This is a genomic window from Rheinheimera tilapiae, assembly GCF_042432165.1.
GTDB classification, from domain to species: Bacteria; Pseudomonadota; Gammaproteobacteria; order Enterobacterales; family Alteromonadaceae; genus Pararheinheimera; species Pararheinheimera tilapiae.
In genome coordinates this window covers 1867834-1892529 of the sequence record NZ_JBHLXP010000001.1, presented here as the reverse complement: position 1 = coordinate 1892529, position 24696 = coordinate 1867834, and the positions used below count along the sequence as shown (strand labels likewise).

The window sequence follows — 24696 nt, the reverse complement described above, 5'->3', positions numbered from 1 at the left end:
AAAATTGCAAGCACTGCAAAGGATGCAAAGGTTGTGTTCAAAAGCGATTTGCCTTAGATTGTGCGCTGGAAATAAGTCCTTCTGGATAAAGGAAATCAGATGTTTGCCGCTGTTTCACGCTTGCCTTTTAAAGCCTGGCCCTGGCTACTGATGTCGGCTTTTGCCGGCGCCTTGTTAATTACTGCTTTGTATTTTCAGTACGTGATGGGGCTGGCGCCCTGCATTATGTGTGTTTATCAGCGTTTTGCTATTGTCGGCATTTTACTCAGCGGACTCGTTGGTGCCTTCGGTTGCCAATATTCGTTGGTACGCTGGCTGGCATACACCGGTTGGTTGCTTAGTAGTGGCTGGGGTTTAAAAATAGCCCACGACCAGGTGCTCGAAGAGCAATTGGTGTTAAGTGGCGGATTCTCCAGTTGCGGTATTTTCCCGGATTTTCCAACCTGGCTGCCGCTGCACGAGTGGATCCCAGAAGTATTTAAACCAACCGGTATGTGCGGTGAAATTCTGTGGACTTTATTCGGCTATTCAATGCCTTTTTGGATGCGTATCACCTTTGCGTTGTTCTTTATCGCCGGCTTAGTGGTGATCGCCAGCCAACTGAAGAAACACAAATACAACCCATACGATTAGCACATTTGCCATGGGATATAAAAAAACCGCCTGCTGGCGGTTTTTTTATTGCGGCAGAAATTACAGGATTTCCAGCAACTCTACATCAAAAATCAGCGCGCTGTATGGCTTGATCGCACCACCGGCACCACGCTCACCGTAGGCCAGATTGTGTGGAATATACAGACGGTATTTCGCGCCAACCGGCATCAGTTGCAGCGCTTCGGTCCAACCGGCGATGACGCCTGATACCGGAAACTCTGCTGGCTGACCACGATTGTATGAACTATCAAACACAGTGCCATCGATCAGTGTGCCATGGTAATGCGTGCGAACTTTGTCTGAGCGCGTTGGTTTTGCACCTGAACCGGCAGTCAGCACTTCGTACTGTAAACCTGATTCAGTAACAACGATACCGGCTTTGGTCGCATTTTCAGCGAGGAAAGCTTCGCCAACTGCGGCAGCTACCTGCGCTTTGGCCGATTCAGCTTCCTGCATCCGACCGCTGATCACCTGGAACGCAGCACGGATCTGATCTTCACTGACTTCCGGCTCATCACCGTAAAATGCCGCGGCAAGACCTGCAGCAACGGCTGCGATATCGAGGCCATCAAACGGATTGTCGGCCAGTTGTTGGCCCATTTGCAGGCCGATGCCATAACTGGCATGTTGTTCTAAAGTGGTCAGATCTGACATAAGGTTCACTTATTGTTGAGGCGGAATGGCCGGTATACTGGCGCTATCCGCAGGGTTCAAGGCAGCTGCTGCCGCCAGAAAAAACGGTATGCTAACGCAATCAACCGCAGTTGTCTTGCCTCAAACTGACAATTGCCGCCAGATCTGCTGTACCAACGCAGCATCCGCGTCATTGAGCTCCCCGCCAACAATCGCACTGTGCAGGCTGGCGTCGACAGCCTGCACGATCTGTTCGACGCTAAAAGGTTGTTCATCCAGTTGCAACCGGCCAACGGCTAAATCAACGTGGCCACGTAAATAGCCTTGCGCAAATAATTCATCGTCGCTGGCAGTTGCCACCGCACCATCAAAAAAAACCGCACAGCGGCTGATAAAATCGAGAGTCTGTTGCATTAGTCTTCGGCCCCCAGCCGGTACATCACATAATCGTTATAACCACAAAGCACGCGCACCATGCCACTGAGCTGCTGATCAAGCATCGGGTCGCCAGAGTCACTAACAAGCGGTCGCCCATCGAGCTGCTGAATTTTGCTTTTGGTCGCAAGCAGCCGGATATTACTGCGTCCGATCGCTCGGATCACGGCCGGTGATAGCTGTTGATTGCCACGACCAAATATATGCCCTTGCCCGCCAATCAGCGTGATCACCAGCTGCGCGGGCGCATCTTTAACCAGCTCCAGCAGCTGCGCGGCAGTGACATCAGCGGCGATCACTGTGCCATTCTCTACCACATCAACGCCCAGTAAAGTATTGGGCAAGCCCAGCTCCTGCATCACGGCCGCAACAGTGGAGCCGGATCCCATCACATAACGGACATCGGGTTCCATTTGCGCGACAAAAAATGCAGCCAAATCATCAAGGACCAGTTCTTCTGATTCTTTACCCGCCGTTTTGACACTTTGCACATAACGCAGCGCTGTGGGAATTTGCATCTCACCGTAGCGCTTGGCCCGCACCGTACCTTCGCGAAACGCGACTTCGTCAATATCCATCACTAGTGCATCCTGCACCGACAACAGCTCACCACGTACCATTTGCGCGACTACTTTACCGGCCGCCGCTGGCGTGATGGCATAAACACCAGAGTGAATTTTACAACCGGCCGGAATACCAAGGACGGTCGTACTATCGCCAATTGCATGACAGATATTCCGTGCCGTGCCATCGCCACCGGCAAACAGCAACAAATCAACACCAGCTTGGGCTAACAACTGCGCCGCCCGCTCGCTGTCCTGTGCCGTCGACGGTTCCTGCGCGGCTTGGCACAGCACCTCTGTCGAAAAACCAAGTGCCAGCGCCACATCTTCGCCCATGGCGCCCGCCACAGTTTTAATCTGGATCTGCGCCTGCCATGGCAATAACTCCGCCAGCGCAAGGCTAGCACGCTGCTGCGCCATAGGGATTGCACCACGCGCTAAGGCTTCTACAGCCATATCATCGCTGCCTTTCAGCGCGACAGCACCGCCTAATCCGGCGTAAGGATTGACGATTAAACCGAGTCGAAATATCGGTAACCTATCCATCAGGCTCCCCTCTTCAGCCAGAAAAAATGCGGCATTGTAACTGTGGCTTGTTAGCTTGCCCAGCATCTGATTGAGTTTGTCGCTGCGCTCCAGTAGATTAGTGCCTATTCGTTTATTGGCCGGACCAGTCCTGATGTTACTTCAAACCCAATTCGCACAGCTGCGTAAAAATTTTTATCACAATCCAAGCCCTGCTTTTGCCGCGCGAAAGCTCAGCCTGAAAGCATTGCGTGCTCAGCTGCTCGCCGCTCAGGCTGAGCTGTATCAAGCAGCGGCAAATGATTTCGGTCAGCGCAGCGCTTCGGAAACACGTCTGCTTGAAGTATTACCTAGTATCAACAGTATCGATTACAGCCTGCGTCGGCTTAAAGGTTGGATGAAACCACAACGGCGCCATGTCAGCATGTTGTTTTGGCCGGCCAGCAACCGCGTCGAGTACCAGCCGCTGGGAGTTGTCGGCATCATTGTGCCATGGAATTATCCGGTTTTTCTGGCACTCGGTCCTTTAGTGGCCGCGATCAGCGCTGGTAATAAAGTGATGCTGAAATTGTCTGAATATACGCCAGAGATCAATAAAGTCTTGCGGCAAATCTGTGAGACAGCATTAGCTGAGCATGTGGTGGTGATTGAAGGTGATGCTGCGGTAGCTGCCGAATTCAGCCAGCTGCCATTTGACCATTTGTTATTTACCGGTTCCACTGCGGTCGGCCATCATGTGATGCAGGCGGCCGCACAACACCTGACACCAGTGACACTGGAACTGGGCGGAAAGTCGCCGGTGTTGATCGGGCCGGATATCCATTTTAATGATTATGCCGATCGGGTGATTTTTGGTAAATGTGCCAATGGCGGTCAGACTTGTGTGGCACCGGATTACTTGCTGGTGCCAGCAGGCAAGGAACAACGTGCTGCAGAAAAATTACGCGCTCATTATCAGAAGATGTATCCACAAGGCTGCCAAAGCACAGACTGGACTTCCGTGATCAATACGCGCCAATGGCAACGCCTGCAACAAGGGCTACAGGATGCCGCCGTCGCCGGGGCCCAAATTGTTTCCTGTGGTCAGCCGGTCAATCCGAACGATCCACTACGCCGGATGGACTTGCATCTGGTGCTTAATGCTCCGCTCGACACGCCACTTTGGCAGCAAGAGATCTTTGGGCCTGTACTGCCCATTTACGGCTATCGCAGTACCAAAGAAGCAATTGAATTTATCCGAGCACGGCCACGCCCGCTGGCGTTTTATCTGTTTAGCCAGGACAAAGAACTACAACAACGCTGCCGGGAACAAATTCATGCCGGCGGCGTCTGCATTAACGATACGCTTGTGCATGTTGGCCAGGACGATTTGCCATTTGGCGGCGTCGGCCCATCCGGCATCGGACATTATCACGGCAAAGAAGGTTTTCTGACCTTCAGCCATGCCAAAGCCGTGCATCAAAAAGGCCGTTTATCCAGTGGCAGCTTTGCTTATCCGCAGCTGCGAGCCAAATGGCTCGATAAAGTGCTGGATCTGTGGTTAGGATACCGTATCAGCGACGCCGATCGGCCGGATGATACGCGGCAAGCCGAGCACCAGCAAAAAAGCCAATAAACAAGCGCCGGCAGCCCAGCCAAAACTGAGCTGACTGCCGGCACCATCCTGCCATGTCCAGCCCGCGATATAAGCGCCAAGCGCTCCGCCACCGCCATAAATCAGCCCGGCATACAGCGCTTGCCCGCGGCCACGTTGCGCCGGCGGGAAAAATTGCTGAATAAATTGCATAGCGCAACTGTGTGCCACCGCAAAGCTGAATGCGTGCAGTAGCATCGAGGCCGCCAGCACATAAGGCAAATGACCAAACCATCCCACCACCGCCCAGCGCAGCGCGGTCAGCAGATAACAGACGCCAAGCAACAGCGTATAACTGCGCTGACCTAAAATTTTACCGGCATAAAAAAACGCGACCACTTCAGCCGCCACAGCCAGTGCAATCAGCAGGCCTGAAGCAGTACCGCTATAGCCTAAATCCCGGCAATACAAAGTAAAAAAACTATAAAAGGGGGCAAAACTTAGCTGTAGTAAAAACGCCGCGAACATAAACAACACAAAAGGCCGGTGCAGCCACAAGGTGCGGAATTTTATCGCCACCTCTGTGCTGGTTGCCTGCAGCGAAAATGCCGGCAATTGCCAGAGCGCCAATAACATCAGCACTAAAAACAACAAGGCGCCGCCGGGTAAAAAGCCAGGGCCCAGTTGTTCCAATGCCATGCCGCTGCCGACCACTAACAAAATGTAGCCAACACTGCCGCTGGAGCGAACTTTGCTGTAGCGGCCGGTATCGTTATTCAGGTAGTGAAATGCAGCGGATTCTAGTTGTGGCAAAATTGCGGTCCAGCACAGACTGTATAGCGCCAGCCCTAACAGCAGCATGCTGTAACCGGCATCAACAAAAGTACTGCACCAACCAAACGCCGCCAATACAGCGCCAAGGCGCATCACGCCAACCGGATCACCGCGTTTGGCTGCCAGCAGACTCCACAAATTGGGACCGACAATCCGCATCGCCGTCACTATGGCCAGCAATGTTCCGATTTGTTGCGAATTGAGACCACGATGGTCAAGGAAAATGCCGACATACGGCACAAACACGCCCAGTACGGCAAAATATGCCAGATAGGCCAGACTGAGACTTTGAGTCGGTTGCATACTGTTCCTGAAGAGCATCAACGACAACGGCTGTCAGAGCAGCCGTTGTATTGACTAAAATACACGCGGAGTCTATTCCGCCTGTTGCCGCGCAATGGCCGCAATATCCGGCGTACTGACCTGCACCTGATGATTCTGCGCATGATGACGCAGGAAATGGTCCATCAACACAATAGCCAGCATCGCTTCGGCAATCGGCACTGCACGAATGCCGACACAAGGGTCATGCCGACCTTTGGTCACTAGTTCCACTGGCTCGCCGCTGGTATTGATACTCTGGCCCGGAATGCTGATACTGGACGTCGGCTTTAACGCCATACTGACGCGGATGTCTTGCCCGGATGAGATACCACCCAGCACACCACCAGCGTGATTGGCAGTAAAGCCTTGCGGCGTCAGCGCATCACGATGCGTTGAGCCTTGTTGTTCCACCACAGCAAAACCATCACCGATCTCGACTGCTTTTACCGCATTAATACTCATCATCGCATGGGCGATATCAGCATCGAGGCGGTCAAATACCGGCTCGCCCCAGCCCACCGGCACATTAGTGGCAACCACATTGACGCGGGCACCCACTGAATCACCAGATTTTTTCAGATCACGCATAAAGCTGTCGAGTGCTTCGATTTTGTCCGGATCCGGGCAAAAAAAGTCGTTTTGTTCAACCTGTGTCCAATCGAGCTTTTCCGCTTTGACCGGTCCAAGCTGCGCTAAATAACCGCGCACTTCGATACCAAACCGTTGTTTCAGATATTGTTTAGCGATAGCACCTGCAGCCACACGCACCGCCGTTTCCCGTGCTGACGAACGGCCGCCGCCGCGGTAATCGCGGATACCAAACTTATGGTGATAAGTGTAATCGGCGTGCCCTGGCCGGAATAAGTCTTTGATATTCGAATAGTCCTGCGAACGCTGGTCGGTGTTTTCAATCAACAGGCCAATCGAAGCTCCGGTCGTCACGCCTTCAAATACCCCAGACAGGAACTTCACTACATCATCTTCACGTCGCTGTGTGGTATATCGTGAAGTACCAGGCTTGCGCCGGTCTAAATCGTGCTGGATAGCATCGAGATCCAGTACCAGTCCAGGCGGACAACCATCAACGATACCACCGATAGCCGGCCCATGGCTCTCGCCAAATGTAGTTAAACGAAACAACTCACCGATACTGTTGCCGGCCATGGCTTACTCCTTAAAAAAAGCCTGATATTGCTGTAACTGTGCTTTGGTCAGCGCAAACACGCCATGTCCACCATTGGCAAATTCAATCCAGTCAAACGGCACCTGCGGAAAACGCTCCGCTAATGCCACCATGCTGTTACCGACTTCACAGATTAACACGCCATCATCGTTCAGATGCGCAGCGGCATCTGCCAGAATACGGCGCGTTAACTCCAGACCATCGTCACCGGAGGCAAGGCCAAGCTCTGGTTCATGCCGGAACTCATCTGGCAGATCGGCCATATCTTCGGCATCAACATAAGGCGGATTGGTGACTATTAAATCGTAGGTTTGGCCCGGAATAGCGTCGTAGCAGTCGGATAAAATCGGAAACACCCGCTGATACAGACCATGCTGGTCAATATTGATGTCTGCGACTGTCAGGGCATCTTCACTGATATCAATCGCATCGACTTCTGCATCGGGCAAATAATGTGCACTGGCAATAGCGATGCAACCGGAGCCGGTACATAGATCGAGGATGCGGCTTGGCGGATTGAGCGGGAACCAACGCGAAAATTGTTGTTTAATCAGCTCAGCAATCGGCGAGCGTGGCACCAACACCCGCTCGTCAACAAAAAATGGCAGGTCGGCAAAATAAGCATGCTGGGTCAGGTAAGCTGCCGGCACCCGGCGTTCAATCCGTTGTTGCACTAACAATGCAAACTGACGTTTTTCCGTGCGAGTCAGTCTTGTCGTTAAAAGCACAGGATCGGCAATATGGGTCAGATGCAGCGTGAAAGCCATCAACATACCCGCCTCATCCCACGGATTGTCGGTGCCATGACCAAAATACAGATCTGCTGCATTAAACTGGCTGACGGCAAAACGCAGCCAGTCGTGAATACTGTGTAAATCAGTGATCGCTTCGTCGATTAATTCCGCGGTCAGTGGTGAAGTTTGTAGTTCAGTCATTTCTTTACGTGTGCTCTTTGGATAGACTTGCGCGATGCGAAAAACACCTTCTTTAACCGACCAGGATATTCAGCTGTTCCGTGATGCGATCTCGGGTGCCCGCCCTATGGCGCAGGACAAGATAACGCTGACCCCGCCACGCAGCAAGAAAAAATCCGCCATCAAGACGTCTGAAAGTCAGCCGGCCGCCAGTTTATTCTATTTTTCTGATGAATACGAAGGTTATCAGTTTGACGGCAGTACAGTCAGCTATGTCCAGCCAGGCGAAGATCCGCACCTGGCAAAAAATTTAAAACGCGGTGAGTTCCAGCCCGGTGTGGTGTTAGACCTGCATGGTCTTAGCCAGCATGACGCCAAGCATGAGCTCGCAGGCCTGTTAGATTATTGTCAGCAGGAGCATCTGAATTGCGCTTGTGTTGTGCATGGCAAAGGCAGTGGATTGTTAGCGCGGCGCGTACCAAACTGGCTGATCCAGCATCCAAATGTACGGGCTTTTCACACCGCACCGACCCACTGGGGACGGGACGGCGCTTTACTGGTGTTGCTTAAAACGCCGGATAAATAACAGGAAAGGATGCCGGCGCGGATCAGGAACGCAGCAGGGTCAAATCAGCCGGCGTCATTTTTTCCAGCAAAGAGCCTTGCCCGCCAGCGCTGTATTCGATACATGCCAACGATGCAGTGTCAAAAATCGGCGTGTTGCCAGATTTGGTGAAAGTTTCAACCAGAAAACTCACCAGTGGCATGTGCGAAACCAGTAAGATCCGCGCTTCTGGTTTCTGGCTGAGCAATGCATCGACATACAATTGCACCTGATGACAGTCGCCATCGGGTACAAGCTCGGGTAAAGTCTGCAATTGCGTTGTGTTCCCTTGCTGTGCCAACATCAGCTCTGCGGTTTGTTGGGTTCGCACATACGGGCTTGCCAGCACGTAATCAAACTGTGGATAGACTTGAGTCAACCACTGTGCCATCTGACCGACTTCGGCTTCGCCTCTGGCATTGAGTTGCCGTTGACTATCCTGACTGCTTTGCGCCACAGCTTCACCGTGTCGCATGATAACCAGATTGACCATTGTATACACCATCAACAACTTCGCGCCCAACGCGAAAAGAGTGCGCTATGATAATGAAAGTTCATTGCGACAGTAACTGATAATAAAGCATAGATTTAAGTCTTTATATTCCTTAATAGTATGATGAGCTGCCGTATGACTCGTCGCATTTAGCCTGACAATGAGGCCTGATTTGAAAAAAACGCAACTCGTACAAAGCCCAGCCGACCATCGCCGTTATCATGCATTGACTCTGAATAATGGTTTGCGGGTACTTCTCGTCGAACAGGCAGACGCCGAAAAAAGCGCTGCCGCTATGTCGGTGAATGTGGGCCATTTTGACGATCCGGCGGATCGGGAAGGTTTGGCACATTTCCTCGAGCACCTGGTCTTTCTGGGTTCCCGGCAATTTCCCGAGCCCGGTGATTATGCCCAGTTTATCAGCGCGCATGGCGGCAGCCATAACGCCTGGACCGGCACCGAACACAGCTGTTTCTATTTTGATATCGAAGATGATGCCTTTGCTGCCGGTTTAGAACGCTTTGCCGATATGCTGGGCGCGCCACTGTTTGCCGAAGCGTCTGTGCAGAAAGAACGGCAGGCCATTGAGGCTGAGTTTTCGATGAAGCTGAAGGATGATGGCCGGCGCATCTACCAGGCGCACAAAGAAACGATTAATCCGGACCATCCCTTTGCCAAATTTTCGGTCGGTAATCTGCAAACGCTGGACGACCGGCCCCATCAAAGCGCGCAGCAAGCGGTGCAACAATTTTATCAGCAGCAATATAGCGCCAGCCGTATGTGTTTAGTGCTGGTGTCGGCGTTTCCAATCGAGCATCAACAGGCGCTGGCAGAACAGTATTTTCAGCAACTGCCAGCACATTTGCCGGCAAAGGCCGCCTTAACCGCCCCGCTCTACCAACGCGAACATCTGGGCATTCAACTCAATATTCAACCACATAAGCCAACACAACGGCTGGTATTGAGTTTTGCTCTACCCGACATTCAACCTTGGTACCCGTTTAAAGTCGTCAGTTTTCTCGCACATCTGATTGGCGATGAAGGCCCAGGTTCGCTCCTGAGCGGCCTGAAACAGCAAGGGCTGGTCAACGCACTCAGCGCTGGTGGTGGGATTGACGGCAGCAATTACAAAGACTTTACGCTTGCTTTTGAACTAACCCATGCCGGTATGGGACAACGCGATCTGATCTTGCAAACTTGTTTCGCTTTTTTTGCGTTATTGCGTCAGCAACCATTCCCGCTGCAGTTGTTTCAGGAACGGCAACGCTTAATCCAGTGGAGCTTTACCTATCAGGAACCTCGTGCCAGCTTGCAACTGGCGAGTGATCTGGCGGTGAATCTGCAACATTATCCGCAACACGATTATATTTTTGGTGATTACCGGATGGAAACGCCACCGGAGTCACTGTACCGGCAGTTGCTGAGTTATTTCCGCGCCGACAACCTGCGTGTCATGCTGATCGCTCCGGAAGTCAGCGTCAGCCAACAAGCACGTTGGTACCATACACCTTATAGCGTCGAGCCGCTGGCAACAGCATTACTGGCAAACCTGGCAGAGAAACAGCCGATGCCGGGTTACCAGCTACCTGCCCCCAATCCCTATCTGGTGGGACAGCTGCAGCTGATTGCGCTGAATGCGCATCAGGCGCAGCCTGTGCAACTGGTCAATTCAGCCGACTTATCATTGTGGTTTAAAGCAGATACTGATTTTCATTCGCCAAAGGGCCATATTTTTGTGCAGTTAACCCTGCCCAATACGGTGCAGAATTTGACCCAACTGGCCTTAACTAAACTGTGGCTCGAGCTATTCCTTGACCGGATAAACGAGCAATTTTACCCAGCGACGACTGCAGGCCTCAGTTACAACTTGTATGTGCAGCAACATGGTCTGACTTTGCATAGCAGTGGCTTATCCGCCAATCAAATTGCTTTATTACAGGATTTGCTGACCGAAATTGGCGATCTGACCTTTGCAGAAGAGCGCTTCGTTGAACTGCAGTTTCAGTTGGTGCGACATTGGCGTGGACAGATCAGTGGCAAGCCAATCAGCCAACTGTTCAGTCAATTGTCGTCATTATTACAGCCTTTAAACCCCGAAACGCAGCAGTTGGCACAATTGCTGGAACAAAGTAGTTTTGCCCAGTTCAATACGTTTTGTCAGCAAATCATGCAAAAGGTGCATGTTGAGGCCCTAATGCTTGGGAACTGGCATGCCACAGATGCGAGCCTGCTGGAAAAAATGTTGCGCCAGTGGCAACAGCAAATCAATTCGCCAGGTAGTCGTTTGCCTCGACAAAGTTACAGCACACAAAATAGTGGGCCGGTCTGGCTGGAACAACAGCTGCAACACGATGACCAGGCGCTGGTGATCTATTTGCCGGCAAAAGATCGCAGCGCGGCATCAATGGCTAAATTCATGCTGGCGAATCACCTGATTTCACCGGAGTACTTTCATGCCCTGCGCACTGAACAGCAGCTGGGTTATCTGGTCGGGACTGGTTATGTGCCGATGAACCAAAAACCGGGTATGGCGTTTTATGTGCAATCTCCCAAAACAGCTGCAGCAGACTTGTATTACGCGACGGTAATTTTTTACCGCAAGTTTCTTGAAGAGCTACCTGAGATCCCGTTGTCGGAATTCGAACAAATTAAAACCAGCCTGATCGCACAAATCCGCGAGCGGGATACCAGCCTGGCAAGCCGGGCAAAGCGGCTGTGGCTGGCGATTGGTCAGGGCGATTATCAATGTTCGCTGTCGCAACGGATCCAGGATGAACTGGCGGCACTGACTCTCTGCGATTTCTGCGATTTTTGTTACACATTATTGGCGCCGGAATATGACGCAGTCTTTCTGGCTACAGGGCCTGCGCCGACGCATAGTTTGATGCGGAGCAAAACAGCCGCTGAACTGGCGGGCGAGCTGGAGCTACGGACAGATTGGCTTTGACAGGATCAGAGATTTTCTATAAGTTACCCAAAATGCCCGTAAGCTGCGTAGATGTGTGAAAAATAATAATAAAAAACTATCTCTGTTGTGGTTGCCGGCCTTTATTACAATGCCGGCTTTTGCGGTAGACCTGGACCATGCAATGCCTTATGTATTGTCATCGATCCTGTTGTTCTCTTTTGGTGCGCTGTTATTAGCCCACTTATCCATTCTGAAAATGCGTCGTTACCAAAGCCGACTTGAACAAAGTGAAGAGCGGCTGCGGTTGTCTTTATGGGGCAGTGGCGATGAACTGTGGGACTGGAATATTGCCTCCGGCAGTTTATATCGTTCCAGTTCGTGGCAGCATCCGGTTGAATTAAAACCAGAAACCAACCAGTTCCCTCCGAATCGTGATCAGATCCATCCACGCGATATTGAACGTGTCACCGAACAGCTTTATCAACACCTTGCTGGTGAAACACCGTATTTTGAGGCTGCGTACCGCCTCAGAGCATCCGACGGTGGCTGGGTCTGGGTTTTAGATCGCGGCAAAGTCGTGTCGACCGACGCTGAAGGCGTCGCGACGCGGATGACCGGAACGCTGAAAAATATTCAATTGCTGAAGCAGACCGAAGAGCGCCTCGAGTTATTTGCCCGCTGTCTGGAAAATATCTCTGATGCCGTGGTGATTTGCGATACCAATTTTATCGTGTTGGAAGTCAACCACTCTTTCAGCACTATCACTGGTAAAAGTCGCGAACAGGTGATCAAAAAGCCGTTTGATCTGGCGATGTACCCAAGTCGGTTTGTACAGGATATCGGTCACACGCTACAGACCACCGGTAGCTGGCAAGGCGAAGTGCAAGATCAGCGCATCAACGGTGAGGTTTATCAGGCCGAACTTAATTTTGACATCGTCCGGGATGATCATGGCGTACTGACGCAGTTTGTCGCGGTATTCTCCGACATTTCTGAGCGTAAAAAACGCGAAGCAGAATTAAGCCGGCTGGCGAACTCTGACACCCTGACGGGCCTGCCAAACCGGGCAATGTTTTCGGCAGAACTGGGCCGGCTGGTGGAACGGGAAGTCAAACACGCCTTGCTGGTATTTGACCTTGATAACTTTAAAAAAATCAACGATTCACTCGGCCACCAACTAGGAGATTCGTTGTTAGTCAAACTGGCAGAACGACTCAGCCAGATGACACGGCAAAAAGAACGGCTTTACCGGCTTGGTGGCGATGAATTTGCCATTTTGCTGGAAAATACCAACGACATTCATACCATCACAACGATGGCAAAAGAGCTGATTAAACAAATTAATCAGCCATTTTTTATTAGTCAGCATGAACTGGCAGTCACCAGCAGTATCGGCATAGTGTTGTATCCAGAAGATGGCCGTGATCCGGAAGCATTGCTGCGTAACGCTGACACGGCGATGTATCATGCCAAAAATGACGGCGCGAACCGCTATCTGTTTTTTAACGACAGCATGAACAAACTGGCAGTCAAACGGTTGCAGCTGGAAAACCTGATCCGCCATGGCCTGAAAGAAGATTTCTTTACCGTCTATTATCAGCCAAAAATGGATATTCTCAGTGGGCAGTTAGTCGGCATGGAAGCGTTGGTGCGATTTATCACACCTAAACGCGGTCTGATTAGCCCGGCTTCGTTCATTCCGGTGTCCGAAGAAACTGGCCAAATCGTCGAAATTGGTGAAGTGGTTTTACGCAAAGCCTGCCTGGACGTGAAGCGCTGGATTGATCAGGGGCTGTTTCATGGCCGCGTCGCGGTCAACCTGTCAGTCAAACAGTTTATGTTGCCGTATTTGTGTGAACAGATTGACGATGTGCTGCAGCAGACCGAACTGCCCTCTTATCATCTGGAACTAGAAATCACCGAAGGCACAGTGATGCAATCGCCCAAAATGGCGATAGATACGATGAAAAAACTGCGGGCGCGCGGCATCCATCTGGCGATGGACGATTTTGGTACTGGTTATTCATCGCTGGCTTATTTAAAGCAATTTCCGCTCAATACGCTGAAAATTGATAAAGCGTTTATCGACGATATGAATACGGCGCGTGGCCGCAATATGGTGGATACTATCGTCACTATCGCGCACAACCTAAGCCTGACCGTGGTCGCCGAAGGGGTTGAACAAGCCGAACAGCTGGCACAACTGAAGCAACTGCGTTGCGAGATCATTCAGGGCTATTTTTATAGCAAGCCGTTATCTGCCGCCGATTTCACCCAGTTCCTGCTGGACCAGAAGCAAAATAAACCGCGTCTTGCGGCTGTTCCGGTCTCGATCTGAACCCATTGAGCTGGCAACGCTGATTGCAAAAACAAAAAAGAGCCAGGAGGCTCTTTTTTGTTTTTATACAGTGCACACTTTATGCAAATTCAGTCGCGACGTGCATCAGGATCAATGCCCTGACGGATCTTTTCCATCCGCTCCTGGTGATTAAACCACACTTTGAGGCCACCAATCGCGATAGCCGCCAGCGGGATTAAAAACACCAGCACAGCCGGGTTTAATAAGCTCTTCAAAAATCCGTCCACACAAAAATCCTTCTGCTGCGACCGGTTACTCCGGCTCTGTTAATCGTTGTCTGTTTCGACGTAAGAAAAATCGTCACTGCCATCGGCAATACGTTTCTTACCAAACACGGTATGAAACTTACGTTTTTCCTGAATACGTTGCTTGTATTTCAGCCAGGCCTTTTCATAAACAGTTTCTGCTTCGGCTTCGCCGCGCATGACCTGTAAGAAGCGTTGCTCTTCTTCGTTCACCGGCTGGCGCTGGCCTTCTTCCAGCTCCTGCATCGATGCACCGTGCTTCTCGAGCAGATTGCCCTCTGCTAACGTGAAGCGTCCTGACCGGGTAAACCCTTTCGGGAAGTTGCGGTCATCAAAAAAGCGACGTTTAGCCACAAAACTTTGCTGCATCACTTTTTTCCCCTGATCTCGTTGAATCTAAAGCTATCCCAATTAAACTGTGCGGAGTATGGTAAACAAAATTCCGCACGTAAAACAAATGTTTTTTATCGTGACCATAAAATAAAATAAGGCTAATGCTTGGACACCGAACTACTGAAAACCTTCCTGGAAGTACAAAAAACCCGTCATTTTGGCAAAGCCGCCGAGAATCTGTATTTAACCCAGTCCGCTGTCAGTTTTCGCATCCGGCAACTGGAACAAAGTCTGGGCGTTGCATTGTTTAGTCGCCACCGTAATAACATCCAGCTGACCGAAGCCGGCGAGCTGCTGCTACCCCATGCCGAGGCCGTGATCAGCGCACTACAAGCTGCCAGGACGCAATTACAGCAACAAAGTAGCTTGCCGCAGAGATTGACCGTGGCGGTCGAACCAGGTTTGCAATATCTTGCCGCAGAATTACTTGAGGCGTTAGTCGTGAATATTGAGACTGCAGTGCATTTGCAGGTGCTTGATGCTGCGACGGCCTGTAGTCGGCAGGCAGACGTGGTGCTCTGCGCAAATCCGGACAGCACCGCCGATGCCGCATATAAAACAATAGTGTGGCGATCTGTTGTGCTGACAGCTGTGGGGCCAGTTGGCAGCACTGCGCAGGCTGAAGGCCGTCTGGACTGGGCCGGCCGATTGCCGCAGCTGAGTAAAGCACCGCTGGCTTTTTGTTGCAGCGATCCGAGATTGTTACGTCAATGGCTGGCCCGCAGCAATGGCACAGCATTCTTGCCTCAGATGCTGGCACAGGAGCTATGTCACACCGGTTTATATAAGTTGCTGGCAATGCCGGAACAACAAATCAGTGTCCAGTTATGGCTACGTGATGGCGCACCGATCCGCTGGCAGGATTAAATAGGTCGTGAAACAACAGGGCTATGGGCGGAACCAACTCAGCTCTGGCCCCATCACCCGCCGGCGCGCCATACGGCGGTGATTTAGAAACAACGGCACTGACACCGGTCCGGTCAACAGCGCCAGCAGTACCCAGGGCCAACTGCGTAAACCGGCTTTTTTTGCTTGCAAATAACACCACACACTCACCAGTGGATGAAGGAATAACCACAGCACGATCATACTCCGGCAGCAAAAAAAGCGGCATTATACAAAAAACCGCAGCAAGCTGCGGTTTTTTTCGGCACTTAGGCAAAACTCAATAAAAAGTCTTTTCCTGTTCAGCCAGCTCCAGCAACATCTTTGCCGGTGCAAAACGACTACCAAACTGCGTTTCATAGCGGCGCAAATCTGCTACCAGATTACCAGCACCCAGACTATCAATATATCGGAACGGCCCGCCGAGGAATGGTGGAAAACCTATACCAAAAATAGCACCGATATCGCCGTCACGGGCCGAAGCAATAATACCCTCTTCCAGACAACGCACCGCTTCGTTCAGCATCTGCACCATACAACGTTTGCTGATTTGCTCCGTACTTAAGCGGCCATTAGGCTGCACACCCAACAGGCTATACACGCTGGTGTCGACCTCTTTGCGGCCTTTTTTCGCGTTTTTACCGTAGAGGTAAAAGCCTTTTTCGACTTTTTTCCCTTTACGGCCATCGGCGATCAACTTGTCAAAAGCAGCCGGCGCCTGAAAACGCTCGCCCAGTTCTTTTTGCAAAATAGGCGAAATTTTAGCGCCAACGTCGATGCCAACCTCATCCAGTAACGTGATAGGACCGACCGGGAAGCCAAACCGGGTCAAGGCTTTATCGAGCTTTTCAACTGACTCACCTTCCAACAGCAAATTCGCCGCTTCGTTCATATACAGCGCCAAAATTCGGTTGACATAAAAACCTGCGCCGTCTTTCACCACAATCGGTGTTTTACCCTGTTTACGGGCAAAAGCGACTGTTGTCGCAATGGTCTCAGCGGAAGTTTTGTCATGCGCAATCACTTCAACCAACGGCATTTTGTCGACCGGAGAGAAATAGTGCAGACCGATGACGTTTTCCGGCCGCGCCGCTTTCGCTGCGATCTGACCAATCGGCAATGAGCTGGTATTCGAAGCAAAAACAGTATGTTCACTGCAATGCTGTTCAATATCTGCCACCATCTGCTGCTTTAACGCCAGATCTTCAAACACCGCTTCGATAACTAGATCCACATCATGGAAACCAGAATAATCAGTAGTACCGGTCAACAACGCCATTTGCTTTTGCAGTTCAGTTTTACTGATAAAGCGTTTTTTATACTTTTTATTCAGCAGGCTGAAGCTGTACTTCAGCGCATTACCAATGCCAGTCTGGTTAATATCTTTGATCCGCACTGGCACACCAGCTTTTCCGGCTGTGACGTTGGCAATGCCGCCGCCCATCAGACCACCACCTAATACGGCAGCTTTTTTCACCTTGCGGGGCTTGGCATCACCGGCGCCGCTTTCTTTTTTCATCTGCGTGGTCGCGAAAAACAAATTGCGCAGGTTGGCCGAAACAGGCGTCATGCATAACTCGCCAAAATGTGTCGCTTCAACTTCGAGGCCTTTTTGCATACCTGAATGCACACCAGCTTTGATCGCATCGATGATTTTCAGCGGTGCCGGGTAATGGCCCTGCGTTTTTGCCAGTGTTTGCTTTTCCGCCTGACTAAACAAAATGCCGCGACCAATCGACGTAAATTCCAGTAACTGACCTACTAATGGCAACTTCACTGGTTTTGAGCGGTCTGGCTTGCCCGCCAGCGCCATTTTCACCGCAGCCTCTAATAAAATGCTACGCGGTACTACCACATCGACCAAACCCGCTTTTTTTGCCTGAACTGCGCGCAACTGTTTGCCAGTCAGCATCATATCCAGGGCTTTTTGCAAACCGACCAGTTTTGGCAGACGCTGCGTGCCGCCGCTGCCTGGTAACAGACCCAGCTGCACTTCCGGCAGACCTAATACGGTTTTGTTGTCATCAGTCGCAACACGGCCGTGACAGGCCATCGCCAATTCCAGACCACCGCCCAGGCATGGACCATGAATGGCCGCGATCAGCGGTATATGCAGTTTTTCCAGCTCGTTAAACATACGCTGACCCATGCTGGCGATCGCGGTTGCTTCCGCGGCCGTTTTGCATTTATCCAGCATGCTGATATCTGCGCCAGCGATAAACGAATCCGGTTTACCGCTGATAATGACCAGACCTTTGATACTTTTATTGGTCCGCACTTCATCCAGCACCGCCGCGATCTCGTCAGCAAACTCGGCTTTGAGCACATTCATGCTCTCGCCAAAGATATCCATCGTGATCACACCTACGCCGTCATCACGCAGGCTTAAGCTAAAAGTTGGCTGCATTATTCAGTCTCCACAATCATCGCGGCGCCAAGGCCACCAGCCGCACAGGCTGTCGTCAGGCCGATACCGCCGCCGCGGCGTTTTAATTCGTTTAAGGTTTGAGTGATCAGACGAGTACCTGTCGCAGCAAATGGGTGGCCATAGGCCAGCGATCCACCGTTGACGTTAAATTTCGCCATATCAATGTCACCAATGGCTTCTGTACGACCCAGTTTTTCTTCGGCAAATTTTTTCGAACCAAACATTTTCATGTTGGCCAATGCCTGGGCGGCAAATGCTTCGTGCATCTCAATCAGAGTCAAATCAGACAGCTTCATTCCGGCGCGGTCTAAGGCCAGTGGTGTGGCATAGGACGGCCCCATCAACATATCTTCCCAGACGTCGATGGCGGCAAAAGCGTAGCTACGCACATAACCAAGAATTTCATAGCCCATGGCTTTAGCGCGGCTTTCGGTCATCATTAGCACTGCCGATGCACCATCAGTCAGCGGCGTCGAGGTTGCGGCCGTCACAGTGCCGTAAGTACGATCAAACACTGGTTTTAATTTGGCATAAGATTCCAGCTTGGAATCGAGCCGGACGTTGTTATCGATCTCGAGGAATTTATTGTAAGGCTCGACGTGCGCCGCCATGACTTCGTCTTTCATCAGGCCATTTTGCCAGGCCTGCGCAGCCAATGTGTGTGACCGGTGTGCCATCGCGTCCTGATCAGCGCGGCTAATACCGTGGCTTTTTGCCATTTGTTCTGCAGTGTCACCCATAGATAACCCTGTGGTGTACTCAGCAACCGCCGGTGGTACCGGCATTAAATCTTTTAATCCCAAGCGGCGGAAAATCGCCAGTTTCTGACCAAATGTTCTGGCTTTGTTGACGTCAACTAAAGCCCGCGCCAGATTTTTGCTGACACCAATCGGCAGCACTGAACTGGAATCGGCACCACCGGCAATGGCGATCTCTGTAATGCCGGCCATCATACTTTCTGTCACGCTTACGACGGACTGGAAGCTGGTTGCGCAAGCCCGGGTCACGCTAAATGCGTCTGTGTGTACATTCATACCGGTGCCAAGCACGATTTCACGGGCAATATTCGGCGCTTCAGGCATCTGCACAACTTGACCGTAAACGACCTGATCAATTAACTTGGGGTCCAGCTCACTGCGGATCAGCAGTTCGTTGACGACCAGCTTGCCAAGCTCCAGTGCCGAAACACCGTGAAATTCGGTCGCCTGTTTGGCAAATGGTGTACGTAAACCGCGGACAATGGCGATACGGTCGCCCTGCCGGGTTCTGAGTTGAATGGGATTGGCCATAGAAGTCCTCTTTTGCTGGTCGTTACAGGTCTGACCTGTGATTTTTCCCGATTGTAGCGAGACTCCGACGAAATTAAAACACTTGTTTTAATCGCCGCCGCCCCCAGATCCGCGGAGTTGGTCTTAGCCTAGCCGCTTTTCATCGGATACGCATATGAAATCTCCCGTGATTTCATATAAATAACGCACTTAAACCGAAGCCTGAGAGTATTGTTTGTGAATGCATTTAACCGGTTAAAATCCTATCTCGACAGCCAGGTGATCGGGCAGCCGGCCCTGACCGAAGGTATTCTGCTGGCACTGCTGGCCAATGGCCATTTACTGGTTGAGGGCCCACCGGGTCTGGCAAAAACCAGGGCCGTCAACGCCCTGGCACATGGCGTGGAAGGCAGTTTTCATCGCATTCAGTTTACCCCTGATTTATTACCTGCCGATTTAACCGGTACCGATATTTACCGGCCGGAAACCGGTAAATTTGAATTCCAGAGTGGTCCGTTATTCCACCACATTATCCTCGCGGATGAAATTAACCGTGCACCGGCGAAAGTACAGTCGGCTTTGCTGGAAGCGATGGCAGAAAAACAAATTACGGTCGGCCGCCACAGCTATAAGTTGCCCGAATTGTTTCTGGTCATGGCAACGCAAAACCCGCTGGAACAGGAAGGCACCTATCCGCTGCCGGAAGCCCAGCTCGACCGATTCCTACTGCATTTAAAAGTGGATTATCCGGACTCTGACACTGAGCTGAAAATTCTGCGTTTAACCCGCGGCGAAGCACTAGCTCAACAAGCGGAAACACCGGTTCGGATGAGTCAGGCCGATATCTTCGCCGCCCGCCAGACCATTTTGCAGTTACATATGGCTGAAAGTCTGGAGCACTATATTGTGCAGTTGGTGATGGCAACCCGCCATGCGGGCAATTATGGTGCTGAACTGGGCCGTTATATCGCTTATGGCGCCAGCCCGCGCGCGACTATCGCCTTAGAACGCTGTGCCCGTGCCAAGGCATGGCTCAGTGGCCGTGATTTTGTCACGCCTGACGATGTACAGGCCGTATTCCATAACGTATTGCGTCACCGGTTGATCTTAAGTTATGAAGCTGAGGCCGAAGGGGTTAGTACTGATCAGGTCCTCAGCGAATTGTTAAAACGAGTGCCGATCGCCTGATGAGCCAAGCAGTGCAAGCACAAACAGTCGCACAACAGCTGGCCGCACTGGGCGCCGACGGTGTCCAGCTAGACTTACCGCAATTGCTGAAGTATCAGCACCATACTTACGTGCTGGACTTAGCGCCACAACAAGTGATCCAAAGCAAACTGGCTGGTAGTTATCTGGCGCGCAGTAAAGGCCGGGGCATGGAGTTTGACGAAGTCCGTCATTACCAGCTCGGTGATGATGTCCGCACCATCGACTGGCGTGTCACGGCACGTACCGGCAAGGTGCATACCAAGTTATTTCGCGAGGAAAAAGAACGGCCGGTGTTTGTGCTGACTGACTTGAGTCCGTCGATGCATTTTGGCTCTGTGTTGCTAACCAAAGCGGTACAAGCGTCACACTTGGCGGCGCTGGTTGGCTGGCATGCGCGTGAGCGCGGCGATAAATTTGGCGGCATTTTATTTAATGGCCAGCAAATCAGGGAATTGAAACCGGCCAGCCGCAGTGTCTCTGTATTGCGGTATCTGCAGCAACTGATAGATCTCAACAACAAACCGGTAGCACCAGAGTTACAGTCGATTGGTCTGGCGGACGCCGTTGGCCAATTACGCCGGCTGGTGCGGCCCGGCAGTCTGGTTTATGTCATTTCTGACTTCAGTGCACTGGATGCCAATGTGATGCGCCATCTGCAATCGATGCGAATGCATAATGAAATCAGGCTTTGTCAAATTTCTGACCCGCTTGAGCTGCAGATCCCAGCTACTGCATCGGGTCAACTGGCATTACAGACCAACGCTGCCGTGTTGCAGTTAGATTTAACACCGGCCGCTTTGAAACAACGTTACGCGGTCCAACAACAGCAGCAGCAAACTGAACGCATTCAGTTCTGGCGCAGTCTGGGCCTGCGCCATATGCAAATCAGTAATGCGTCGTCACTGCGCAGCCAGCTTGTTGCGATCCAACAACCCACCTTGGCGCAGGCCCATTCGGCACCTGTTAATACTTCCGGAACCGTCCATGGCCAATGATCCGAACATCACCGACACGTTAAAAACGGCACTGGCCGATATTCAGCAGCCTGCGCTGCCGGATGAATTTTATCTGGCGCCTGGCCTGCTGTTATTGGCGCTGCCCGTCCTGTTCGCGTTGGTCTGGCTGGCTCGCACATTATACCGGCGTTATCAGCGTGATAGCGCCAGACGCATTGCCCTGCAATCGCTGGATAAAATTCAGTTAGAACAGCCTGAAGCTGCCAATGCCATCCTGCAATTGCTTAAACAGTATCTGCAGACCAAACGGCCAGGTCATCCGGCACTGGCAGAAAAAAGTGCCACATTCGTCGCTTTTTTGCAGCGCAGTGGCAATTTGTCGGAGCAGCTGCCTGATTTAGATCTGCTGCTGTATAGCCCGACGTCGGATCCTGAGCAATTAAAGGCCTGGCAGCGATTTGCCGGCCTCTGGTTAGAACAGCATCAGGAGCGCCGTTTAGATGTTTGAGTTTGCATTGCCATGGTTATTTGTGTTGTTGCCAGTGCCTTGGCTGTTGCGCGCCCGTCAGTCCGTTGCCGGACAACCGCTGTTTTTCCCTCCTCTAGCCCGGCTGGCTGCAGCAGAGCAACACAGCGCGCAGCATCAGCGCTGGCGCATGCCGGCACTGTTACCCTTCCTATTCTGGGCATCTCTGGTGACAGCAGCGGCTGGGCCACGCTGGCTCGGTGAACCCGTCACGCTGCCGCAACAGGGTCGCGACATGATGCTGGCAGTCGATTTGTCCGGCTCAATGAATATCAATGACATGGTCATCGAAGGCCAGTCCTACAACCGGCTGGACGCAGTCAAACACGTGCTGAGTCAGTTTATCGACAAACGTCAGGGCGATCGGCTGGGGTTAATTTTGTTTGCCGATGCCGCATACCAACAAACACCACTGACCTTTGACCGCACCACAGTGCAAAAAATGCTCGATGACGCCGTCCTTGGCTTGGTGGGTCAACGCACTGCTATTGGCGAGGCGATAGGTCTGACCGTCAAACGTTTTAATACCTATCAGAGCTCAAATAAAGTACTGATTTTACTCAGTGATGGCGCCAATACCGCAGGCAATATTCAGCCGCGGGAAGCATTGGCGCTCGCCAAAGCCGCCGGCGTTAAAATTTACGCGGTCGGGGTTGGTGCTGAGCAAATGGTCCAACAAGGTATTTTTGGCCCACAGGTAGTGAATCCTTCAGCCGATCTGGACGAAAAATTGCTGACCGAACTTGCCAGTGAAACCGGTGGCCGTTATTTCCGTGCCCGCAACCTACAGGAACTTAGTGAGATTTATCAGTTACTGGACCAGCTGGAGCCGATTGAACGTGATCAGCTGAATTACCGCCCGCAGCAAAGCCTGCTGCATTGGCCCTTAGCTAGCGCATTAGTGCTGCTGGGTCTCGCATTTTGGCGCCGGAGTCGTTATGCCCGTTGATATCCACTTTTTACGGCCTTGGGTGTTAGTGCTGTTGCCGCTCGTACCGCTCTGTTGGCTGCTATTGCGCCGCTTGCCTTCGACTGATGCCTGGCAACAATTACTGGCACCGCATTTATATCGCCAGCTGCTGGCGCAACAGCCTACTGCACGCAAACAACCTTGGTTGTTACCGCTGATGCTGTTACTCGGCATTCTGGCCGGTGCCGGTCCAAGCTGGCAAAAGCTCCCGCAACCGGCATTCCAGTTAAAACGCGCCACCGTGCTGGTGCTGGATATGTCGATGTCGATGCGCGCCACTGACATCAAACCGAACCGGGTAACACAAGCTCGCTTTAAAGCGCTGGATTTTGCCCGCGAGCAGCTGGAAGGCGAAATGGCCTTATTGGCTTTTGCCGGCGATGCTTATGTGATCTCGCCGCTGACGCCCGATCACAATAATATCAGTTTGTTGTTACCTGATTTAAAACCGGAAATTATGCCGGTGCAGGGTTCTGATTTTGCCAGCGCACTGAAAATGGCTGATCAGCTGTTGCAACAAGCCGGTTATGTAAAAGGTGACATCGTATTTTTCACCGACGGTTTTGACAGTCAGCAGTTTATGCAGATCCGGGATCAGCTGAATGGCTTTGCCCATCGCGTGTCAGTGTTGGCGTTTGGTAGTTCCGACGGCGCACCGGTTCAACTGGAAAATGGCGAACTGCTCAAAGACGCGCGTGGCAGCATCGTGTTGCCGAAAGTACCGCTGACCCAATTAAAAGAGATCAGCAACCTGACCGGCGGTGTTTTTGCATCAAGCACTTTTGATGATAGTGACGTGCAAAAACTATTGGCACTGCCTGAATTAAAACTCAACGATGCTGCTGAGCAAACTCAGATGCAAGGCGATCAATGGCAGGATGCCGGCATTTACCTGTGTTATCTGCTATTGGCTCTGGGGCTCTGGTATTTGCGCAAGCCCCAACTGTTTGTCTTGCCGTTATTACTGTTAGCCTGGCCACAACCTGTCCCTGCCCTTCAGACGACTGAGCCGACAACGACCGAAGCGGCAGCACCGGCATCAGCATTTAGCTGGCAGGATTTATGGCACAGTAAAACTGAACAAGCAAAACAGGCTTATGACAGTGGCGATTATGCCCGGGCCCGCCAACAATTCGCCGATCCGCTGTGGCAAGGTAATGCCGCATATCGCGCTGGTGATTATGCCGCTGCGGCCGATCTGTTTAGTCAAGACAGCTCTGCGGCCGGTCAGTTTAATCTCGGTAACAGCCTGGCCCTGCAGCAACAATATCAGCAGGCACTCGCCGCATTTCAAAACGCAGAAAAACAGCAACCAGGCCTGCCTGGCGTCAAAGAAAATATCGAACTGATGAAGAAAATGCTCGAACAGCAGCAACAGCAATCTGAGCAGGATCAGCAGCAGAATGGCGAACCTGATCAGCAAAACAATTCCAAAGATGGCAAGGATCAGCAGCAGGAACAACAAAACCAGCAATCTCAGCAGGACTCCGAGCAACAAAACGAACAGTCGCAGAATGAGCAACAATCTACTGATGATGCAAAGGCAGATCCGACGCAACAGCAGCAGCAACAACAGGCGCAGCAGCAAGCACAGCAGGCCGAACAGCAGGACAAAGAACCAGCCGCGGCAGAACAACAAAAAGCGATAGAACAGGCTTGGCCTAACGCTAGTGCTGAAGAAAGCCAGCAATTGGAAAACCTGCTGCGTAAAGTGCAGGATGAACCCAGTTTATTATTGAAAAACAAAATGTTGCTTGAGTATCAAAAACGTCAGCAACAGGCAATACCACGCGGTGTTCAACAAGAATGGTAAA

At 51.7% G+C, this 24696-nt stretch carries 23 protein-coding genes; 11 read left to right on the top strand and 12 right to left on the bottom strand.

The window, feature by feature from the left end:
• The first annotated feature begins 99 nt into the window (after positions 1-99).
• Positions 100-633: a disulfide bond formation protein DsbB gene (dsbB, locus tag ACFFJP_RS08205; RefSeq protein WP_377242287.1), complete on the top strand. Its 534-nt coding sequence runs from the start codon at positions 100-102 to the stop codon at positions 631-633.
• Positions 634-693: 60 nt separating this feature from the next.
• On the opposite strand, the gene bamJ is transcribed toward dsbB, so the two are convergent.
• From bamJ to ACFFJP_RS08190, 3 genes are all read right to left on the bottom strand, one after another.
• Positions 694-1308 carry a BamJ family beta-barrel-assembly machinery protein gene (bamJ, locus tag ACFFJP_RS08200; RefSeq protein ID WP_377242285.1) on the bottom strand — a complete coding sequence of 205 codons (615 nt, stop codon included), beginning with the start codon at positions 1306-1308 and terminating at the stop codon, positions 694-696.
• Between the two features lie 120 nt (positions 1309-1428).
• Positions 1429-1701 (bottom strand): YfcL family protein, encoded by a 273-nt coding sequence (locus ACFFJP_RS08195; protein ID WP_377242283.1) that lies wholly within the window; start codon positions 1699-1701, stop codon positions 1429-1431.
• Positions 1701-2831, bottom strand: a complete 1131-nt coding sequence (locus ACFFJP_RS08190; protein WP_377242281.1) for an ATP-NAD kinase family protein — start codon at positions 2829-2831, stop codon at positions 1701-1703. The genes ACFFJP_RS08195 and ACFFJP_RS08190 overlap by 1 nt, the downstream gene beginning before the upstream one ends.
• A 133-nt stretch (positions 2832-2964) precedes the next feature.
• On the opposite strand from ACFFJP_RS08190, the gene ACFFJP_RS08185 reads away from it, so the two are divergent.
• The gene (locus ACFFJP_RS08185; protein ID WP_377242279.1) at positions 2965-4425 is read left to right on the top strand and encodes a coniferyl aldehyde dehydrogenase; all 1461 of its coding nucleotides are present in this window, start codon (positions 2965-2967) and stop codon (positions 4423-4425) included.
• Here ACFFJP_RS08185 and ACFFJP_RS08180 read toward each other — a convergent pair.
• The 3 genes from ACFFJP_RS08180 to prmB form a co-directional block, all read right to left on the bottom strand.
• Positions 4351-5520 carry an MFS transporter gene (locus ACFFJP_RS08180; protein WP_377242277.1) on the bottom strand — a complete coding sequence of 390 codons (1170 nt, stop codon included), beginning with the start codon at positions 5518-5520 and terminating at the stop codon, positions 4351-4353. The genes ACFFJP_RS08185 and ACFFJP_RS08180 overlap by 75 nt on opposite strands.
• 72 nt (positions 5521-5592) lie before the next feature.
• Positions 5593-6705, bottom strand: a complete 1113-nt coding sequence (gene aroC, locus ACFFJP_RS08175) for a chorismate synthase (RefSeq protein ID WP_377242275.1) — start codon at positions 6703-6705, stop codon at positions 5593-5595.
• A 3-nt stretch (positions 6706-6708) separates the two neighbouring features.
• Positions 6709-7659, bottom strand: coding sequence for a 50S ribosomal protein L3 N(5)-glutamine methyltransferase (gene prmB / locus ACFFJP_RS08170; RefSeq protein WP_377242273.1), 951 nt, complete (start codon positions 7657-7659; stop codon positions 6709-6711).
• A gap of 34 nt (positions 7660-7693) precedes the next feature.
• Between prmB and smrB the strand changes: the two genes are divergently transcribed.
• Positions 7694-8224 (top strand): endonuclease SmrB, encoded by a 531-nt coding sequence (gene smrB / locus ACFFJP_RS08165; RefSeq protein WP_377242271.1) that lies wholly within the window; start codon positions 7694-7696, stop codon positions 8222-8224.
• A 22-nt stretch (positions 8225-8246) separates the two neighbouring features.
• Here smrB and sixA read toward each other — a convergent pair whose 3' ends face one another.
• On the bottom strand, positions 8247-8735 hold the full coding sequence (sixA, locus tag ACFFJP_RS08160) for a phosphohistidine phosphatase SixA (RefSeq protein WP_377242269.1): 489 nt from the start codon (positions 8733-8735) through the stop codon (positions 8247-8249).
• A gap of 172 nt (positions 8736-8907) precedes the next feature.
• Between sixA and ACFFJP_RS08155 the strand changes: the two genes are divergently transcribed.
• Together ACFFJP_RS08155 and ACFFJP_RS08150 are read left to right on the top strand one after the other, a co-directional pair.
• A complete protein-coding gene (locus ACFFJP_RS08155; RefSeq protein WP_377242267.1) occupies positions 8908-11682 on the top strand; it encodes an insulinase family protein in 2775 nt (924 codons plus the stop codon).
• Positions 11683-11737: 55 nt separating this feature from the next.
• The gene (locus tag ACFFJP_RS08150; protein ID WP_377242265.1) at positions 11738-13981 is read left to right on the top strand and encodes a putative bifunctional diguanylate cyclase/phosphodiesterase; all 2244 of its coding nucleotides are present in this window, start codon (positions 11738-11740) and stop codon (positions 13979-13981) included.
• Between the two features lie 89 nt (positions 13982-14070).
• Here ACFFJP_RS08150 and ACFFJP_RS08145 read toward each other — a convergent pair whose 3' ends face one another.
• Positions 14071-14229 carry a hypothetical protein gene (locus tag ACFFJP_RS08145; RefSeq protein WP_377242263.1) on the bottom strand — a complete coding sequence of 53 codons (159 nt, stop codon included), beginning with the start codon at positions 14227-14229 and terminating at the stop codon, positions 14071-14073.
• A gap of 39 nt (positions 14230-14268) precedes the next feature.
• Entirely contained in the window at positions 14269-14616 is a 348-nt protein-coding gene (locus ACFFJP_RS08140) for a MaoP family protein (RefSeq protein ID WP_208931109.1), read from the bottom strand.
• A 129-nt stretch (positions 14617-14745) separates the two neighbouring features.
• On the opposite strand from ACFFJP_RS08140, the gene ACFFJP_RS08135 reads away from it, so the two are divergent.
• On the top strand, positions 14746-15507 hold the full coding sequence (locus ACFFJP_RS08135; RefSeq protein WP_377242261.1) for a LysR family transcriptional regulator: 762 nt from the start codon (positions 14746-14748) through the stop codon (positions 15505-15507).
• Positions 15508-15528: 21 nt separating this feature from the next.
• Here ACFFJP_RS08135 and ACFFJP_RS08130 read toward each other — a convergent pair whose 3' ends face one another.
• The 3 genes from ACFFJP_RS08130 to fadI all read right to left on the bottom strand — a co-directional run bounded on the left by ACFFJP_RS08130 (position 15529) and on the right by fadI (position 19242).
• Positions 15529-15723: a hypothetical protein gene (locus ACFFJP_RS08130; protein WP_377242259.1), complete on the bottom strand. Its 195-nt coding sequence runs from the start codon at positions 15721-15723 to the stop codon at positions 15529-15531.
• 82 nt (positions 15724-15805) lie between these two features.
• Positions 15806-17932, bottom strand: a complete 2127-nt coding sequence (gene fadJ, locus ACFFJP_RS08125; RefSeq protein ID WP_377242257.1) for a fatty acid oxidation complex subunit alpha FadJ — start codon at positions 17930-17932, stop codon at positions 15806-15808.
• On the bottom strand, positions 17932-19242 hold the full coding sequence (fadI, locus tag ACFFJP_RS08120; protein ID WP_377242255.1) for an acetyl-CoA C-acyltransferase FadI: 1311 nt from the start codon (positions 19240-19242) through the stop codon (positions 17932-17934). The genes fadJ and fadI overlap by 1 nt, the downstream gene beginning before the upstream one ends.
• 210 nt (positions 19243-19452) lie before the next feature.
• On the opposite strand from fadI, the gene ACFFJP_RS08115 reads away from it, so the two are divergent.
• From ACFFJP_RS08115 to ACFFJP_RS08095, 5 genes are read left to right on the top strand one after another with little or no spacing between them, the layout of a single operon-like run.
• Entirely contained in the window at positions 19453-20409 is a 957-nt protein-coding gene (locus tag ACFFJP_RS08115; protein WP_377242253.1) for an AAA family ATPase, read from the top strand.
• A gap of 11 nt (positions 20410-20420) precedes the next feature.
• On the top strand, positions 20421-21425 hold the full coding sequence (locus ACFFJP_RS08110; RefSeq protein ID WP_377242251.1) for a DUF58 domain-containing protein: 1005 nt from the start codon (positions 20421-20423) through the stop codon (positions 21423-21425).
• Positions 21415-21894: a DUF4381 family protein gene (locus ACFFJP_RS08105; RefSeq protein WP_377242249.1), complete on the top strand. Its 480-nt coding sequence runs from the start codon at positions 21415-21417 to the stop codon at positions 21892-21894. The genes ACFFJP_RS08110 and ACFFJP_RS08105 overlap by 11 nt, the downstream gene beginning before the upstream one ends.
• Positions 21887-22861, top strand: coding sequence for a vWA domain-containing protein (locus ACFFJP_RS08100; RefSeq protein ID WP_377242247.1), 975 nt, complete (start codon positions 21887-21889; stop codon positions 22859-22861). Before ACFFJP_RS08105 ends, ACFFJP_RS08100 begins: the two co-directional genes overlap by 8 nt.
• Positions 22851-24695, top strand: a complete 1845-nt coding sequence (locus ACFFJP_RS08095) for a vWA domain-containing protein (RefSeq protein ID WP_377242245.1) — start codon at positions 22851-22853, stop codon at positions 24693-24695. Before ACFFJP_RS08100 ends, ACFFJP_RS08095 begins: the two co-directional genes overlap by 11 nt.
• Position 24696: the final 1 nt, after the last annotated feature.